Genomic DNA, 16,347 nt, shown 5'->3' with positions numbered 1-16,347 from the left:
CAGACCAGACCACATCGGGCTACGGCAAACGCAAGTATTAATGCTAGTTTGAAAGCGCTCATTATGCCACATGTCAGGCGAGGACGTGCGCATTTTCACAGCTTTCTTCCCGGTTTTCGGGCTGCGGAGGGAGCAAAATACTATTTTTGAGGTTCCGCGTGGGGTGTCTGGCAGTGCACTCTCCCCTGTTTTCGGCCTTCCGGTCTACAACGTAAAGTCTGCTTCCTTTTCATGGGTATATAGCTTCGCCAGTTCCCCCGCTTGCGCGAGCAACTGCTTCGGCTCTCCTGCTTCTGCCAGCTTGCCCCCAGAAAGCACCAGCACTTGGTCGGCTTCTTCTACTTGCCGCAGGGCGTGAGTGATTTCAATAATGGTTGACTCAGGACGTATCTGCCGCAACCGGTGGCGGATCCGCGCCGCTAATGCTGGCTCCAAATGGGCGGTGAACTCATCTAACACCAAGACTGGAGAGTCAGTCAGCAGCGCCCTCGCCAAAGATAGTCTTTGCCGCTGTCCCCCTGACAGTGCCCCACCATATCTACCTACGCGAGTATTTAAACCTGCAGGTAACCCCTTAATAGTCTGATCTAGCTCCACCGTTTTTAACACTTGCCACAGCTGTTCCTCGCTGGCATCGGGTTGGCCTAACCGCAGATTTTCGGCAATCGAGGCCGAAAAAATATGAATCCGCTGGGTAACCAGAGGAATCGCGAGGCGAATAGCTTGCGGATCTAGCTGCGGCAACGGCGAATCTCCCAGCAGAATCTGCCCGCTATCGACATCCCAGTAGCGCAGTAGCAGCCTCGCCAAAGTTGATTTTCCGCTCCCGGTAGCTCCACAGATAGCAGTCCAGGAACCGGCGGGAATGGTAAAGGAAATATTTTGCAGGGTCTGCTGGGAGGATGCCTGCTTTCCGCTTTGGGGATAGGTGAAAGACACGTCCTCGAAAATAATCGGAAAAGGCTGCGCGGGCAGCTTGTTTCCGCCGGTGTCGACCTGAGGAGCAGAGTTCGCCACCTGCCAAACCCGACGGGCGGCAGCGAAAGTATTGTCCAGGTGGGTAGAGAAATCTTCCACCCCGCGACACACTTCCCAAGAACGCATTACCGCAAAGGTTGCGGCCAGGGCGGCGGGAATCGCAGCTAAATCACCTGGTGAAGGCATTCCTACCCAGACGGACGCCAGCGCTGCTAGGTACATTCCGCTTTGGGTTAGACCCCGGCGTAAAGCCTGCAGCGAAGTCAAAGGGCGCGCGCAGGCACCTACAATCGACATATAGCGCTCAAGTTGAGTAATGCGCGCCCGCTGCAAACCGTAGCCGGTGACCTCACTAATCCCGTTCACCGAGTCGGTCACCGATTGAGCAACTTGACCTTTAGCTTTCCCGACTGCATCCGCAGCCTGGTTGCCTTCCCCGCCTCCTAGCAGCATTAAACACAGCAAAGTCACCAGGTAAACCAGGAATAGCAAAACCCCACTAAGGGGAGAAACTAAAAACCCGGCCAGAATCGAGACCGCTACGGGGATGATCAAGGCAGTGGCGGCAGGAACCAAGGTGTGTGCAAAAAACACTTCGATGCGATCAATATCGGCGGTGATTCGGGTGAGTAAATCGCCGCTTTTTGCCCCCACCATACAAGCCGGGGATTGCGGCACCAGGCGCCTAAACATTTCTTGCCGCAAAATCTCTAGAGCCTTAAAGGCCACATAGTGTCCGGTGAACTGTTCCAGGTAACGAAAAACTGCTTTCAGTAGCGCTAAAACCGCCAGCACCCCTACGCTCACCCACAGGTAAGCCGAACTCAAGGCGGTGCCACCAGCGATTTCTACAATTGCCGCGCCGATACGGTATACCCCAAAAGCAATAAGCGCGATACCGAAAGCCTGATCTAGTAGGCGTGCCACCGCCGATAGATATAAGGGTTTTAACACGGGACGAGCCAGGTGTAATAGCCAGTTGATCAATTGGCGCTTTCCCACTGCTGGCTGATCCGCTTCCCTGCCGGTTTTTACAGGTGGGCGCAGGTTTTCGCCGTCCTCTTTAGCAGGGCGCAGATACTTTATAAGCTCCGGGAGTTTCTTCACCGCACTACCTCCTTTAAAGCGCCATCTTGGAGGTACAGCACGCGGTCAGCAAATTCCAGGGCACTGGCACGATGCGTGAGCAGCACGATAGTTTTTTCTTTCGCAACTTCCGCGAGCGCCTGGGTAATCGCCGCCTCAGACTCTAAATCTATCTGCGAAGTTGCCTCATCCAGGAGCAATAGTTCTCGTTCGGACAGTAATGCCCGCGCTAAAGATAAGCGCTGGGCTTGCCCGCCCGATAGGGCATAGCCGTCCTCGCCTACTGGGGTATCTAGTCCTTGTGCAAAAGCGCGAACTTCTGCGGCTAGTCCTACTTTTTCCAGGCATTCCCATAGGCGCTCTTCACTGGCGCGGGGAGCTACCATCATCAGATTGGAGCGGATCGTGCCAGTAAAAATCCAGGTGTGCTGTTGGACTAGCGCCGACTGGTCTGCAAACCAAGCGCTACTGTTAGCGTCGAGGGCGCGTCCTTGCAGATAATAGGCTCCTTGGCTGGGCAAGAGATTACCTTTAAGTATTTCAATCAGGGTGGATTTTCCGGCTCCGGAAGGACCGCAAATCGCCACCCACTCCCCTGGTTTTATCTCTAAATCCAGGCTCTGGAGCACGGGATCGCCCTCGGGATATGCAAAAGTGAGATCCTGCAGCGAGAGGAAAGTGTCAGAGTGCGCTACTACCTGCGCTTTATCGGAACTGGCGTCCCCGTCTTGACCACGGGAGGGAGCCTTGCCACTTAAAAAGGCGCGTACTAGACGTTGATTCGCCATTCCCGCCATCCCCACGTAGAAGAAGGATCCGATTTTGTTCATCGGCTCTAAGAGCAGCAAAGTTAACCCCACCATGGAAACCACCGGAGCGATCACCGTAATATCGCTACCCCAAGCACCATTGATTACCTTCCACAGGGTGAGCGCAAACCCGACAGTAAGGAGCAAAAGATTGAATCCCAGGTCAATGACCAGCAAGATTAGTTGATTGGCAGCCAGCAGGCGCATCGTGGACAGCCGATTTTCTTCCCCTACCTGGGCTAGCTGCTGCCCCTTTAAGTCAGCGGCTCCTAGCAGTGTCAAAGTTTCTAAACCGGAAAGCGCATCCAGATAGGAGGCTGCGAGCTGATTACGCCGCCGCCGCGAGCTGCTCGAAACTTTCCGGGTTAGTTTTGAAAACCCAAAAATAATTGCTGGCACTAGCGGTACAAACCCCAGTAACACCAAGGCACACCAGGGGTCGACGAACAACGCCATTATCGTCAGCACCAGTAACGGACTCACCATCGCCCCGATCATGGAACCCAGGAAAGCCTGGCGGTACCGCTGAATTTTCTCAGTACCGGACGTCATCATATCTATTAGGGATCCGGCGCTCCGGGAAGCTAATACCCCCGATCCTTGCCGGAAAAAATCTAGCAGCAGCCGCGACTGCAAAGCCTGCTGTTCTTTATAGATAGAATGCTGTTCGATACTAATCCGGGTGGCTTCACATCCCCCCAGCACCACAGCCGCAAAGATTAGCCCGCCCAATATACCCGAAAGGCTCTTCCCGGAAAATGCGTGCGACAAGGCGTAACCTAGCAAAACTATGAAACCGGCCGCCAACACCACCGAGATCAAGGTGAGGATCACACTAGCAATAATCGCGACTGTCCCCGCCGGACGGGAAAGTGACAGTTTTTTCGCCATATGATCCTCTAGCTCAGTGGTTTGCTTGGCTTTACTTTACTAGTTTTAGCGTCTAAAACGTACCCGCCAACGATGCCCTAAGGCTAAGGGAGGTAAAGTAACAACCATGAGTAAAACCCAGGTGAGCCCCAACAGCGGTGGGAACCCGCAGCAACCGGATCTGGCAGCAAATCCTGAAAAAGTAGACCCGCTGGCAGACCTTACCCCTCATCAGCGCTATGTGCGGCGCCGTCAACAACGCGAAACTATGGTTTTCACCGTTATCGGTTCGGTGATGGCCGGACTGCTGGTACTATCCATTTTGATTGGGTTCGGGATTTTACCCTTCCCCTTCTTCAACGACTTTAAACAGGCACCCCAATATGCCCAGGCGGGAGACGTTCCCTGCCCGACCTCGGAAAAAGCGGTTCCCTTAGACAAAATGGAGATCCATGTGGTCAATGGCACCGATGTTTCCGGCCTGGCCGGGAAAGTAGCCAAGGGGCTTAAAGAACGCGGAGTTCCGGTCAAAGACACTGGGAATATCAGTTCCGGTTCCTATGAGGGCAACATCCGGATAGTTACCGGCCCCACCGGGGTGAACGTTGCCTACACTTTGGCACGCGCCTTTGAGGAAGCAGAGGTTATTCTAGATCCTCGCCCTACCTCGGATGTGACCGTAACTATTGGATCTCGCTACACCGATATGGTTAGCCCCGAAGAGTTTAAGGAACAGGCGCATAACGATCTTGACGAGATGGAAGGCTGCAAACTAGTGCAGATCGCCTAGGCGTTAGGACTGTTGCTTCCCCGAATCCTCAGCTGCTTTCGGATTTAGGGATTCTGACATGTGCGCTACCCGTTTTTCATAGGAGCGGGACTCTAGATCCGTACCTGCCGGCACGGAAGCTGGAGAGGCCTGTTCGAGGAAGGTACCGCGCGCCTTCGAAATCCCCCGCATCACGTGGTACACCACGATCGCGGCGGCCGAACCCAAAGCAATACCATTAAAGGTGAGGGAGCCAATCTGCCAAGTGTAGTCAGCGATAGCAATAATCATGGCGACCGCGGCGGTATTGAGATTCACCGGGTCGGCGAAATCAACCTTGTTTTGCACCCAGATCCGCACGCCCAACATCCCGATCATGCCGTAGAGAACGGTAGCAGCTCCGCCGAGCACCCCGGGAGGAATCGTAGCGATTGCCGCCCCAAACTTGGGGAACATGGATAGTGCCAAAGCCACGAAAGCAGCCACGATATAGGCGGCAGTAGAGTAGACGCGAGTAGCGGCCATTACCCCAATGTTTTCTGCATAGGTGGTGGTAGCGCTACCGCCACCGCAACCGGCAAATACGGTAGAAACCCCGTCAGCAAAGAGGGCGCGTCCGGTCAAATGGTCAAGATTTTCCCCGGTCATGGCGGATACCGATTTCACGTGACCGACATTTTCAGCCACCAAAACCAACACTACCGGGATAAAGAGCCCCAAGGTAGAGGGCTCAAAAGAAGGACTATGGAATTCGGGCAGGCCAATCCAGGCGGCCTCGCCGATGGCTTTGAAGTCAACTTCATGCTGAACTACCGCCGCAATATAGCCCACCCCTACGCCAATCAAAATAGATAGACGGCCGATAATGCCTTTGAACAGGACGGTGATGAGCACGATGGAGGTGACGGTAATGACTGCCGTAACCGCGCCCTCTTTAAACCAATTCCAGGCCGCCGGAGCCAGGTTGAAGCCGATCAGAGCCACGATACATCCGGTTACAGTAGGCGGCATGATGCGGTCTATCCAGAGCGTGCCCGCAAAATGAACTATTACCCCGATCAGCGCCAAAGTTACCCCGACGCTAATGACTCCGCCGAGCGCCGCTGACTGCCCGTACTGAGCCGATACCGCGGTAATCGGGGCGATTAACGCAAAGGACGACCCCAAATAGGAAGGGAGTTTACCGGCGGTTACCAGCGCGAATAGCAAGGTTCCGATCGCGGTAAAGAACAGGGTGGTGTTAGGCGGAAAGCCGGTTAGTAGTGGCACCAGGAAGGTGGCGCCAAACATGGCGACTACGTGCTGGGTGCCGATGCCGATGGTGCGCGGCCAGGAAAGTCTCTCGCGGGGCATTACCACTTCACCCGGGCCGATAGAGCGGCCATCACCGTGAAGTTTCCACAAACCACGGGGAGACTTTTTCGGGGATTGTTGGGGAGAGATTGGTTGGGGATTCTGATCGTTATTAGACATTTCGTCCCTATCAGCTAGGAGACTCTGCCCTTTTGCGGGCTAGGGTCTACTTGAGTTTTACGGTCAGAACTTAACTTTATTCCTCTAGCCCCTGTTAATAAAAGTTGAGGTGATTTCGCCCTCTCGAAGCCGGTAACTGGCAGGCCTTAAACTAGGGGTATGACGAAGAAGCTGGTTTACCGCGACGAAGTTGACGACCCGATTGCTTTGCCGGATTTGACCGATCCCGAGCAAACCTCCCGGTTCTTGCAGTCTCTGCCGGATGTTTCCGACAAGTGTCCCTCGGCTAAGGCACAGCTTATTGAGTCGATGGGTATCCGTTTTCACCACTTGGGCGCAGATTTAATGGTTTGCTCCCTGCCGGTAGAGGGTAACCGCCAAACCCTGGGCGTGTTGCATGGTGGAGCGAATGCGGTGTTGGGAGAAACTACCGGGTCTTTGGCTGCTAACTATGTGGCTCCGGAAGGCAAACACGCGGTAGGGTCAAATATCTTTGTCACCCACCATCGTCCGGCCGTCGCGGGGCGGGTTTATTGCGTGGCAACTTTAGCGCAAAGCGGGCGCACCCTAGCGACCTATTTCTTAAAGATATTTTCCGAGGACGGCAAGCTTACTGCCTCCGGCACCCACACCTGCGCCTTCGTAGATGACTAACGGTGCGCAAGGGGGGACTTGAACCCCCATGCCCGGTAAAGGGCACACGGACCTGAACCGTGCGCGTCTACCAATTCCGCCACTTGCGCTTGAGATTAACGCCCGGAAGCGTTAACCGACGAATAGAAATCTACCCTGAAACCAAAGGCGGGAGCAAGCCCAGGAGCAAAAGGCGTTACGTTTCACAAGTAATAATTCTGTTTTTCCTCTGCCGAGGATAAACATTGCCACCTGACGGCAACTTTTAGCCCCTAACAAGTTGCTATAAATTCGTCCTATTAACCCTGGGATAATACTTATTAGTGAATTTTCGATTAACCTTGAACTTAGGTATGTCTACTGCGCGCAGTTAGCACCGACAATGTCCGGCTGCGTAAAACAGCGAGCCGGAGGCAGTGACCGTAGATTCTACGATTTACAGGAGAGGACGAAAATATGGGAGTGGTTGACCGCTTCGAAAAAGCCGTTTCTTTGGGGGTAAACGCCCCTTTTTCGAAGATGTTCGCCAGCTCGATTAAAGCCGTGGATGTAAAAACGGCTATTCGTGAGAGCATGGATAACTCCCGCGCCACCTTAAGTGACGGCCGGGTGGTGGTACCGAACGAATACCAGGTGTTACTCAACCAAAAAGACTATGAATCGGTGATGGCGGCTAACTCACAGGTGCTTTCGCAAGAACTCGCCCAAGATGCTACCGCGTATGCCACCGAACAAAGCTACGTGTTTGTCGGCCCGGTAGAAGTAGTGTTCTCTGCCGGTGACCACCCGCTAGGGGAGCTGAAAATCGATAACTCGATCCGCCGCGGGCCGGCAGCACCGGTAACTACCGCCGGCGCCAGCCCCTCCCATCCGATCATTGACATTGAGGGGCAACAGTGGCTACTCACCGAGCCGGTCACGGTGATCGGTCGCGGATCGGAAGCCGATATCGTAGTCCACGATCCCGGAGTATCCCGACGTCACCTAGAACTTCGGATTACTCCCCAAGGGGTAATCGCTACCGATCTGGGGTCGACTAACGGATCTTATGTAGAGGGGCATCGCATCAGTGCCGCCACTCTCTTAGACGGTAACGAACTAACGATCGGCCGGACCCACCTGCTATTTTGGACTTCAAGCGCGGATGAATAGTAGGCGATAATCGTGGCGGTTGGACTTTTATACACTATTTTACGATTCGGTTTCGTAGCCCTATTGTGGCTGCTAGTTATCGGATTAGCGATAGTGTTACGCCGCGATATTTCCCTGGCCGCCACCGCCTCCGCAAAAACCCCAACCAGCCGCTCGCGCAAAGCCAGCCGGCAAGCGGAACCGAAACAGTCTAAACCTCGTAAAAGCAAACGAGGGGGTCGTCCTCGCTACTTAGCTTTCACGGGGGGTGTCTTAGCCGGAAATCGGTTAAAACTGGATGGACAACCGATCCTCTTAGGGCGCTCCGGGGACTGCACGGTGCCTCTGCAGGATTCTTACGCCTCCAATCGACATGCCCGCATTTATTACCGTGACGGGCAATGGTTTATCGAGGATTTAAACTCAACGAACGGAACGTTCATTGACAACAACCGTCTCACCAGTGCTCAGCTTTTAGAGCTGGGAATGGTAGTGCGGATTGGACAAACAACAATGGAGTTAACTAGATGAGCATCGGATTCAACTATGCCGCCCTGTCTAATATCGGCAAGATCCGCCAATCTAACCAGGATTCCGGTTACGCCGGACCTAACCTGCTGGTCTTAGCAGATGGGATGGGCGGGCCGGCCGGGGGCGATATTGCCTCCTCGATTGCGATTGATCATTTACGCTCCCTCGATAACGAAGCCGATAACCCCGAAGAGGCTCTAGAAAGCCTGCGGGAAGCAATATCCCAGGCACACCAGGAGCTGTGCGAACGCTCCACCCAAGATCCGGCATTAGCCGGTCTCGGTACCACTTGTATCGCGATTCGTCGCAGCCAAAACGCTATCACTATGACCCATATTGGGGATTCTCGTGCCTACCGTTTGCGCGGCGGAGAATTGCGGCAAATGACCAATGATCATTCTTTCGTACAATACCTGGTAGACACGGGACAACTCACCCCTGAACAAGCTGAGAATCATCCTCAACGCTCCGTGCTATTGCGAGTGCTCGGAGATTCCCAAGAGGACGTTACTCTCGATGAATCCCAACCCGACTTCACCGTAGGTGACCGCTGGTTACTGTGTTCTGACGGGCTATGTGGCTTCGTATCCGGTCAAACCATCGGCAAAATGCTCTATCGCAGCGAAACCCCTCAACAGGCCTGTGAAACTTTAGTAGAGCTAGCGCTAAAAGCAGGCGGGCCAGACAATATCACTTGCGTGGTTGCCGACATTGTCGAGGATCCGCAAGCACAAGAACCTCAGATCGTGGGAGCGGCCGCTACCGACCGGCTGGCTAAGCTGCGTAGCCAACAAGCAGAAAACCCCGGCGACGAAGCGGTCAGCGACGACCAGGACGAATCCGATAGTGCCGGTCAAGATCAAACAGATACCGAGGACGAGGACGATTCTTTTAGTCAGGCGCGGGCGGCAATACCGACGGAATCTTTAACTGAGGAAGACTCTGCCCCCAAATATCGCTGGGGAAGAATCATCGGCGTGATTGTGGGGATGATCGTCCTGCTAGCGCTCTTTGCCACTGCTGTGTGGTATGGCATGTCGGAACGACCCACTCCCACCCCGCCGGCCACGTCAACTTCAATTTCCGAAACTAAATCCCCGGCTGCTACCACAGAGGAAACCAAGCAAGAATCGGAAGCATCTCCAACCGCTGAAACTTCCTCAGCAAGCTCAGCTAGTAACTCCTAACTGACCAGTAGCCATCAAAAAAATCGAACTATCAAGATGAGAGAGCAGATATAGGAAGGGGGTAATGTACCGGTGCCAAAGATTAAACACCCTACTGGCCGGCTGGCGGAACTATTGCTAATAGTGATAGCCCTGGCGATGTGTTTCTTGGGGTATTTCTCGATAAATGTTAACCGCACCGGGGCACTGCCCACTTCCTTCGTATTGCATATGTGCGTCCTGGGAGCCTTCGCCCTCGCCACTCACCTGGCGGTTCGTTTCCTCGCTCCCTACGCTGACCCAGTACTTTTACCTGCAGTTTTGGCTTTAAATGGTATCGGGTTGGTGATGATTTACCGCCTAGATTTGGCATATGGCCCAGATTCCATCCTGTATGTAGGCTTCAAACAAGCATTATTTACCCTGATAGGCGTAGTTTTGATGGTGATTACGCTGGCGGTAGTTCGTGACTATCGCAAGCTGCGTAACTACACCTACCTGTCAATGCTGCTGGCAATTGTGCTGTTACTGCTGCCCTTAGCACCGGTTATCGGACGCAGCATCAATGGCGCTCGTATCTGGATTAACATCGGATTTTCGATACAACCTTCCGAGGTCGCCAAAATTTGTTTGGCAGTTTTCTTCGCCGGATATTTAACTACCCGGCGGGAAGCCTTAATCCAAGGTGGAAAATCGCTGCTGGGAATGCGCCTGCCGCGCCTACGGGATCTCGGTCCCCTCCTGGTGGTGTGGGCAGCCTCCATTTTGATTTTGGTATTCGAGCGAGATTTGGGTACTTCCCTGCTAATCTTCGGTTTATTCGTAGCCATGCTGTATGTGGCCACCAATCAGACTTCCTGGCTGCTAATCGGAGCGATCCTATTCGCACCCGCAGTGTTCTTAGCTTCCCGTCTGTTTTCGCATGTGCAAGCCCGTATTGATGTCTGGCTCCACGCCCTCGATCCAGAAATCTATTCCCGCCCCATCGGGGGTTCGGGACAGTTGGTCTCCGGGCTATTTGGGATGGCTGACGGCGGTATTCTTGGTACCGGTTGGGCGCAAGGTTCGCCCTCCCTAACCCCTTTCGCGAACTCGGATTTTATTTTTGCTTCCCTCGGGGAAGAACTGGGGCTAACCGGCTCCCTCGCTCTGCTCACGCTTTATCTTATTTTCGTAGAACGCGGGCTGCGTACTGCCTTGATCGTGCGCGATAGCTTTGGAAAGCTTTTGGCTACCGGGTTTGCTTTCACCATCGGATTCCAAGTGTTCGTGGTAGTCGGAGGATTAACCCGGGTAATTCCTTCTACCGGACTCACCTTGCCTTTTGTGGCCGCGGGCGGATCTTCGCTGGTCGCCAACTGGGTAATCTTGGCCTTGCTACTGCGCCTATCTAGCGAGGCGCGCCAGCCGGTAAGAACCGAAAGCGGAGTTATTGATACCTCCGAACTGGAAGCAATAATTGCTCGCCAACAAGACAAACGCGCTGCCTCATTAGAGGCTCAGACTACTAGCCGTAATAACTATCCATCTACCTCCCCCGCTACTTCCCATCCAAGCGGGGAGCCGGCTAAACGCACCTCATCGGCGCAACCTTTTTCCAGCCCTGCAAAGCCTGACGCCGGTTTCCCTGCGCGAGCACTTCCGGGAGGTGAGCGTCATGAATCCACAGATTAAACGGCTTTTCTTCGTAGTCTTTGTCATGTTTTTATCTTTGATGGTGGCGTGCACCTATATCCAATTCCTGGGGGCTGATTCCCTGAACGCTGATGGACGGAATTCTCGCGCCTTTTACCGTTCCAAATATATTGAACGCGGCCCCATTATGGTGGGGGAAAACGCGATCGCGGCTTCAAAGCCCACGAAAGACTCTACCGGTTACCGTAAGCGTTACCATCGGGTTTACTCCGAGCAAGCGCCGCTGTACTCCAATCTGACCGGTTATCTTTCCCCGGGAGGTAACGCTACCGGGATGGAGCGGCTGCAGAACTCGGTACTAATGGGAGAAGCCTCCAGCCAGGCATTATCCCAGTTACTAAAATATGCAGCGGGCGAGAATCAAAAGGGCGGAGGGATTCTCCTTACTATTGATCCCCAGATGCAACAGGCCGCAGCGCAGGCGCTTGGTAATCGTAAGGGCGCGGTAGTTGCGATCAACTATCAGAGTGGGGCAATCCTCGCCGCGGTTACTACCCCGCGGTTTAATCCCAGCTCTTTAGCTACCGGCACTGAAAAACAGTCACAACAGACCTTAAAGCAGCTGCAGGCAAACCCGTCAAAACCTATGCTAGATCGGGCTTTGCGTGGAGAATACCCTCCCGGTTCGGCTTTTAAAATCATTACTGCAGCTGCCGCCCTAGAACAGCAAATCCGCGCTCCCGAGGACGCCGTGGAGGCTCCCGTCTCGGTTCCACTGCCCGGCTCGCGCGCCAAAATTTCCAATATTGAATCCACGAGATGCGGAAATGGCCATCCCACTTTCACTTATGCCTTTGCGTATTCTTGTAACACGCCTTTCGCAAAGATCGGTCAAGACTTGGGGTATCAGGCATTAAAAGACAAAACCGAGGCTTTTGGTTTCAACCCCAAGACTGATCTACAGATTCCGCTGCCGGTACAAAAATCTTATTTCCCCTCCTCCGACCCGGGGGTAGCTTCCACTATGATGAGTGCGATCGGGCAATATGAAGTGCGCACCTCACCGCTAATGATGGCTACCGTAGCCGCAGCGGTAGCCAATCAGGGAACTCAAGTGCGTCCCTTCCTGGTGGCCGCCGAATTGGGGTCAGATGGGAAAACCACCAGAACTTATCGTTCCGGGGGTAAACTCGGAAAACCGATCTCTAAAGAGGTCGCCGAGCAGCTACGACAGATGATGATCGCCACCGTTACCGAGGGAACTGGCGAAGCTGGCCGGGTTGCCGGTGTAGAGATGGGTGCTAAAACGGGAACTGCCCAAACCGGTGGCAACAAAACCAATGCCTGGTATGTGGGCTGGGCAGATACCCCAAATCTACCTCTGGCTTTCGCGGTAGTAGTAGAAGGCGATAATTCCAACCCCACCCCTCATGGCGGACCAGTTGCCGGACCGGTAGCAAAACAAGTGGTACAGGCGGCGATGAATCATGACTGATAGTCACGTATTACCTGTCCCGCCGCACGCCGGGGAAGCCGAAATGTCAACTCCTCTGGAACCGGCAGCGACTACTACCGGGCAAGCCACCAACGCGCAAAAAGCGGTTGCCTCCTTAAAAGTGGGAATGAAGATTTCGGGACGTTACCTGCTGCTTTCTCGCCTTGCGATTGGCGGTATGGGAGAGGTTTGGCAGACGCTGGATGAAAAAACTGGCGAAAGGCTGGCGCTTAAAATTCTGCGCCCGGAACTGGCGGGTAAAAAGCTTTTCCTGTCTCGGTTGCAGATTGAAGCCTATAACGCTTCTCGGGTTCATCACCCGAACTTAGCGGAGGTACACGCCTCAGGAGAGGACGCCGGTCTGGGCTGGATCAGTATGGAACTGGTAGATGGGGTTTCCCTAACCGAAATCCTGGATCAGGAACACACTTTAGAGACTGATTTCCTGTTATCGGTTCTGTACCAGACAGCTGATGCTCTCAGTGCAGTACATGGTGCCGGCATTGTGCACCGGGATATCAAACCGGGCAACATTATGGTTACTCCCACGGGAGAAGTAAAACTAACCGATTTCGGGATTTCTAAGGCTCCGGGGCAAGTTAATTTAACGCAGGCGGGGATGGTTATGGGTACCGCGCAGTATCTGCCGCCTGAACAAGCGATGGGACAACCAGCTACTCCCGCAGGTGATCTCTACGCCCTCGGGGTTATCGCGTATGAAGCTCTAGCCGGCAAACGCCCCTTCAGCGGTGACAAACCGGTAGATATTGCTTTCGCCCATGTCAATAAACCGGTGCCTGCCCTGCCTGATTCTGTGGCTCCCAGTTTGCGTGAACTGGTTATGCAACTGTTAGAAAAAGAACCTCAAAAACGTCTGACCAGTGCAGATGCCTTAATGCAACGTTTAGCGGAAGTTCAACAGGCACTTAATTCCGTAGGAGACTCGCTACCTGCCCCCGCTGCTGAAGACAGCGTTCCCGAGGTCGGAGAGGAAGCCGCCACGCTAACAGAACCCGCAGAGGTGGCAGACCAAGCACCCGATCCGATACCTGCTGAACGTGCTGAACGTGCTGAACGTGCTGAGCCTGCTGATCTGGAGAATCTGCAAGAGGATCTGGAAGAAATAGCGCAACTGGATCAGACAGTATCGCCGTCTTTACCTGCCAGCACCGGTACTCAGGAGAGCCTCGCTTCCGAGCAACAGGCGTCCTCGCCCCATATGGATGAGCCGGCCGCAGCTGCCGCGACCGCGAAAGGTGCCACCTGGCAGCCTGGGCCCGCCTCGAGCACTCCCCGAGAAGAAGATGGCTCCCCGATGCTTTACCTTTCCGGAGGGACGGTTCCGGCTCCCCAAATCCTACCGGATTCGGTACCTTTGCCCGACAAATCCTGGCAACAACGAGTACGTCTGCGCGAACGTCCTCGCGAGTTCGCGGCGCTGATACCTCCAGTTTCTGCTTCCCGCCCTCGCTCTCAATTAGAGCGCCTGCGTTCCTTACCGCAAGCGCTTAACTGGCGTAAAGCGAGCGCCCCCCCTCGCTATGCCACGCCGCCCTCACCAACGGCCCCAGCCCCCACTCCCTCCCTAACGGCACCTTTAGCGGCTTGGAGCCGCCGGCTGGAATCCCAGATAGGTATCAGACCGGTTGACCCCTTAGCGGCACAGGTGGCTAGATTACGTCGCCCTTACGAGAAAGCGCCCTTCTTGAGTCGGAAATGGTGGAACCAAGATGTTTCCAAAGCTAGACATGGAAACGCTACGCGTCATTCTGTGCTATTTCTGGCATTAGTAACCCTGATTTTATGGATGCTGGTAACCGCTTTAAGCCTGGGGGCTAGCCTGGTTTATTCCGCTGCCCCCACACCGGCGATCCCTAAACAAAAAGCTGTAATAATGGTAGTTTCGGAACAAAAGGAAGACCCATGGCAGAATCTCCATACCGCATAGGCGGAGGACGCTACGAAATCCGTTCCCTCATTGGTAGAGGGGGAATGGCGGAAGTGCACCAGGCCTACGACACCCTGCTCTCGCGGGTAGTCGCGATAAAAATGCTGCGTATAGACCTGGCAAAGGACACGGTATTCCTGACCCGTTTTCGGCGCGAGGCTTTGGCGTCTGCTTCCTTAAATCATGAAAACATCGTGCAGGTCTATGACACTGGTGAACAGGTAGTTACTGCCCCTGACGGCACCGAGGTGCACGTCCCCTATATCGTAATGGAGCTGGTAGAAGGGCACACGGTGCACCAACTCCTCACTGATGGCCAACCGGTACCGATTAACGAGGCCGTCGAAATCATGTCGGGGGTACTCAACGCCCTCGAGTATTCCCATAAACGCGGCCTCGTCCACCGGGATATTAAACCCGGCAACGTGATGCTTACCAATAGCGGAAAAATCAAGGTTATGGATTTTGGGATTGCCCGTGCCCTAGAGGACTCGGGACAGACCATGACCAGTACCGATGCGGTGGTGGGAACCGCACAGTACCTATCCCCCGAGCAGGCACGTGGTGAAACGGTAGATACCCGCTCTGACCTGTACTCTTGTGGTTGCATGTTATTTGAACTGCTAACCGGACGGGCACCTTTCAAAGGAGATTCCGCAGTTTCGGTTGCCTACCAGCATGTAGCCGAAATGCCGCCACTACCTTCTGCTATTGCCGCCGATATTAGCCCCGAACTTGACCGCATGGTGATGAAGTCATTAGCTAAGCGGCCCGAGGAACGATATCAAGATGCGGCGGCTATGCGTTCGGATATGGTGCGGGCGGCCGCCGGAGCTGCTATTTCTGCCCCAATGCTGCCGCCGCTACCAGTTACCACGCCGACAGAAGGCATTGCTGCCCCCCATACTTCCTATGCCCCCGCCCAGTGGTCCCAGATCCTAGAAGAGGATCCGGATAACGAAGACGAGGAAAAGGAAATTGCCCGCAAGAAAAAGAAGAAAAAAACTATTTGGGCAGTAGTCATTGGAATATTAGCGGCAATCGCCCTCATCGCGGTGGTTTGGTGGCTGATCGCTTCCAATAAGAACCAGGAACCCGAACAAGTTGCCATTCCCGAGAACATTATCGGAATGAGTGCTATCGAGGCGCAACGCAGCTTGGAAGGCCTGGGTTTGGTTATGGAGCAGGGGCAAACTATCGCTTCTGACACCGTAGACAAAGGTAAAGTCGCAGCTACCGATCCTAAACCGGGGTCACTGGTAGATATAGGTTCGACAGTTACTATCCAGCTATCTTCAGGTGCTGCTGAAATTACCGTTCCCGATGTTTCGGGACAAACCCAAGAGGCAGCCCGCAAGGCTTTAGAGGATGCGGGTTTGCAGGTTGGCTCGGTCAAATACGAGGACGATTCCAAAGTAGCAGCCGATCGGGTTATCCGTACCACTCCGGAAGCGGGTTCTTCTGCTACCAAGGATGAAGAAATTATTCTTGTGCTTTCTTCCGGTTACGTATCGATCGATTCCGGGCAAGTTGTTGGTAAAACTCAGGAAGAGGGTTTGAAATACCTCGCTGACTTAGGTTTACAGACGAATACGATCAGTGAAGAAACCACTGAGGCTCCTAATGGGCAAATCATTGCGGTGGATCCTTCGGGACGGGTTAAGGTAGGCAGCTCTGTCACGGTTAAAGTGGCGAAGACTCCACCGGCGCCATCACCTGATCCCTCGTCTTCCCCGTCTACCTCGCCAACGGGAGATAATGCCAGCTCAGATCCTTCCCCGAGCCGCGCTACCCCTTAGGTTTAGCTTCCTATCGCCGCTAGC

General features: G+C 54.2%; 12 protein-coding genes and 1 tRNA gene. 9 read left to right on the top strand and 4 right to left on the bottom strand.

Annotated elements, in window-relative coordinates:
• Nucleotides 1-204: 204 nt before the first annotated feature.
• Nucleotides 205-2,085 (bottom strand): thiol reductant ABC exporter subunit CydC, encoded by a 1,881-nt coding sequence (cydC, locus tag E6072_RS01590; RefSeq protein WP_316693294.1) that lies wholly within the window; start codon nt 2,083-2,085, stop codon nt 205-207.
• Nucleotides 2,082-3,764: an ATP-binding cassette domain-containing protein gene (locus E6072_RS01585; RefSeq protein WP_316693292.1), complete on the bottom strand. Its 1,683-nt coding sequence runs from the start codon at nt 3,762-3,764 to the stop codon at nt 2,082-2,084. Before E6072_RS01585 ends, cydC begins: the two co-directional genes overlap by 4 nt.
• Nucleotides 3,765-3,870: 106 nt before the next feature.
• Here E6072_RS01585 and E6072_RS01580 point away from each other — a divergent pair, with 106 nt between their 5' ends.
• Nucleotides 3,871-4,533 (top strand): LytR C-terminal domain-containing protein, encoded by a 663-nt coding sequence (locus E6072_RS01580; RefSeq protein ID WP_316693291.1) that lies wholly within the window; start codon nt 3,871-3,873, stop codon nt 4,531-4,533.
• Nucleotides 4,534-4,536: 3 nt separating this feature from the next.
• On the opposite strand, the gene E6072_RS01575 is transcribed toward E6072_RS01580, so the two are convergent.
• On the bottom strand, nt 4,537-5,865 hold the full coding sequence (locus E6072_RS01575) for a solute carrier family 23 protein (protein ID WP_316693336.1): 1,329 nt from the start codon (nt 5,863-5,865) through the stop codon (nt 4,537-4,539).
• A gap of 279 nt (nt 5,866-6,144) precedes the next feature.
• Between E6072_RS01575 and E6072_RS01570 the strand changes: the two genes are divergently transcribed.
• Nucleotides 6,145-6,639 carry a PaaI family thioesterase gene (locus tag E6072_RS01570; RefSeq protein WP_316693290.1) on the top strand — a complete coding sequence of 165 codons (495 nt, stop codon included), beginning with the start codon at nt 6,145-6,147 and terminating at the stop codon, nt 6,637-6,639.
• 3 nt (nt 6,640-6,642) lie between these two features.
• Here E6072_RS01570 and E6072_RS01565 read toward each other — a convergent pair.
• Nucleotides 6,643-6,728 (bottom strand) — tRNA-Leu (locus E6072_RS01565).
• Nucleotides 6,729-7,074: 346 nt separating this feature from the next.
• Here E6072_RS01565 and E6072_RS01560 point away from each other — a divergent pair.
• The 7 genes from E6072_RS01560 to pknB all read left to right on the top strand — a co-directional run bounded on the left by E6072_RS01560 (nt 7,075) and on the right by pknB (nt 16,323).
• Nucleotides 7,075-7,770: a DUF3662 and FHA domain-containing protein gene (locus E6072_RS01560; protein WP_238127910.1), complete on the top strand. Its 696-nt coding sequence runs from the start codon at nt 7,075-7,077 to the stop codon at nt 7,768-7,770.
• Between the two features lie 12 nt (nt 7,771-7,782).
• A complete protein-coding gene (locus E6072_RS01555; RefSeq protein WP_316693289.1) occupies nt 7,783-8,280 on the top strand; it encodes an FHA domain-containing protein in 498 nt (165 codons plus the stop codon).
• The gene (locus E6072_RS01550) at nt 8,277-9,467 is read left to right on the top strand and encodes a PP2C family serine/threonine-protein phosphatase (RefSeq protein ID WP_316693287.1); all 1,191 of its coding nucleotides are present in this window, start codon (nt 8,277-8,279) and stop codon (nt 9,465-9,467) included. The genes E6072_RS01555 and E6072_RS01550 overlap by 4 nt, the downstream gene beginning before the upstream one ends.
• Nucleotides 9,468-9,539: 72 nt before the next feature.
• Complete coding sequence (locus E6072_RS01545) at nt 9,540-11,120, top strand: FtsW/RodA/SpoVE family cell cycle protein (protein ID WP_316693286.1); 1,581 nt, start codon at nt 9,540-9,542, stop codon at nt 11,118-11,120.
• On the top strand, nt 11,104-12,576 hold the full coding sequence (locus E6072_RS01540; RefSeq protein WP_316693285.1) for a penicillin-binding transpeptidase domain-containing protein: 1,473 nt from the start codon (nt 11,104-11,106) through the stop codon (nt 12,574-12,576). Before E6072_RS01545 ends, E6072_RS01540 begins: the two co-directional genes overlap by 17 nt.
• Complete coding sequence (locus E6072_RS01535) at nt 12,569-14,524, top strand: serine/threonine-protein kinase (protein ID WP_316693284.1); 1,956 nt, start codon at nt 12,569-12,571, stop codon at nt 14,522-14,524. The genes E6072_RS01540 and E6072_RS01535 overlap by 8 nt, the downstream gene beginning before the upstream one ends.
• A complete protein-coding gene (gene pknB / locus E6072_RS01530; protein WP_316693283.1) occupies nt 14,500-16,323 on the top strand; it encodes a Stk1 family PASTA domain-containing Ser/Thr kinase in 1,824 nt (607 codons plus the stop codon). Before E6072_RS01535 ends, pknB begins: the two co-directional genes overlap by 25 nt.
• The last annotated feature ends 24 nt before the right edge of the window (nt 16,324-16,347 follow it).

It is taken from the genome of Varibaculum cambriense (genome assembly GCF_032557235.1).
Classification (GTDB): Bacteria; Actinomycetota; Actinomycetes; order Actinomycetales; family Actinomycetaceae; genus Varibaculum; species Varibaculum cambriense_C.
This window is presented reverse-complemented; position numbering and strand designations above follow the sequence as displayed.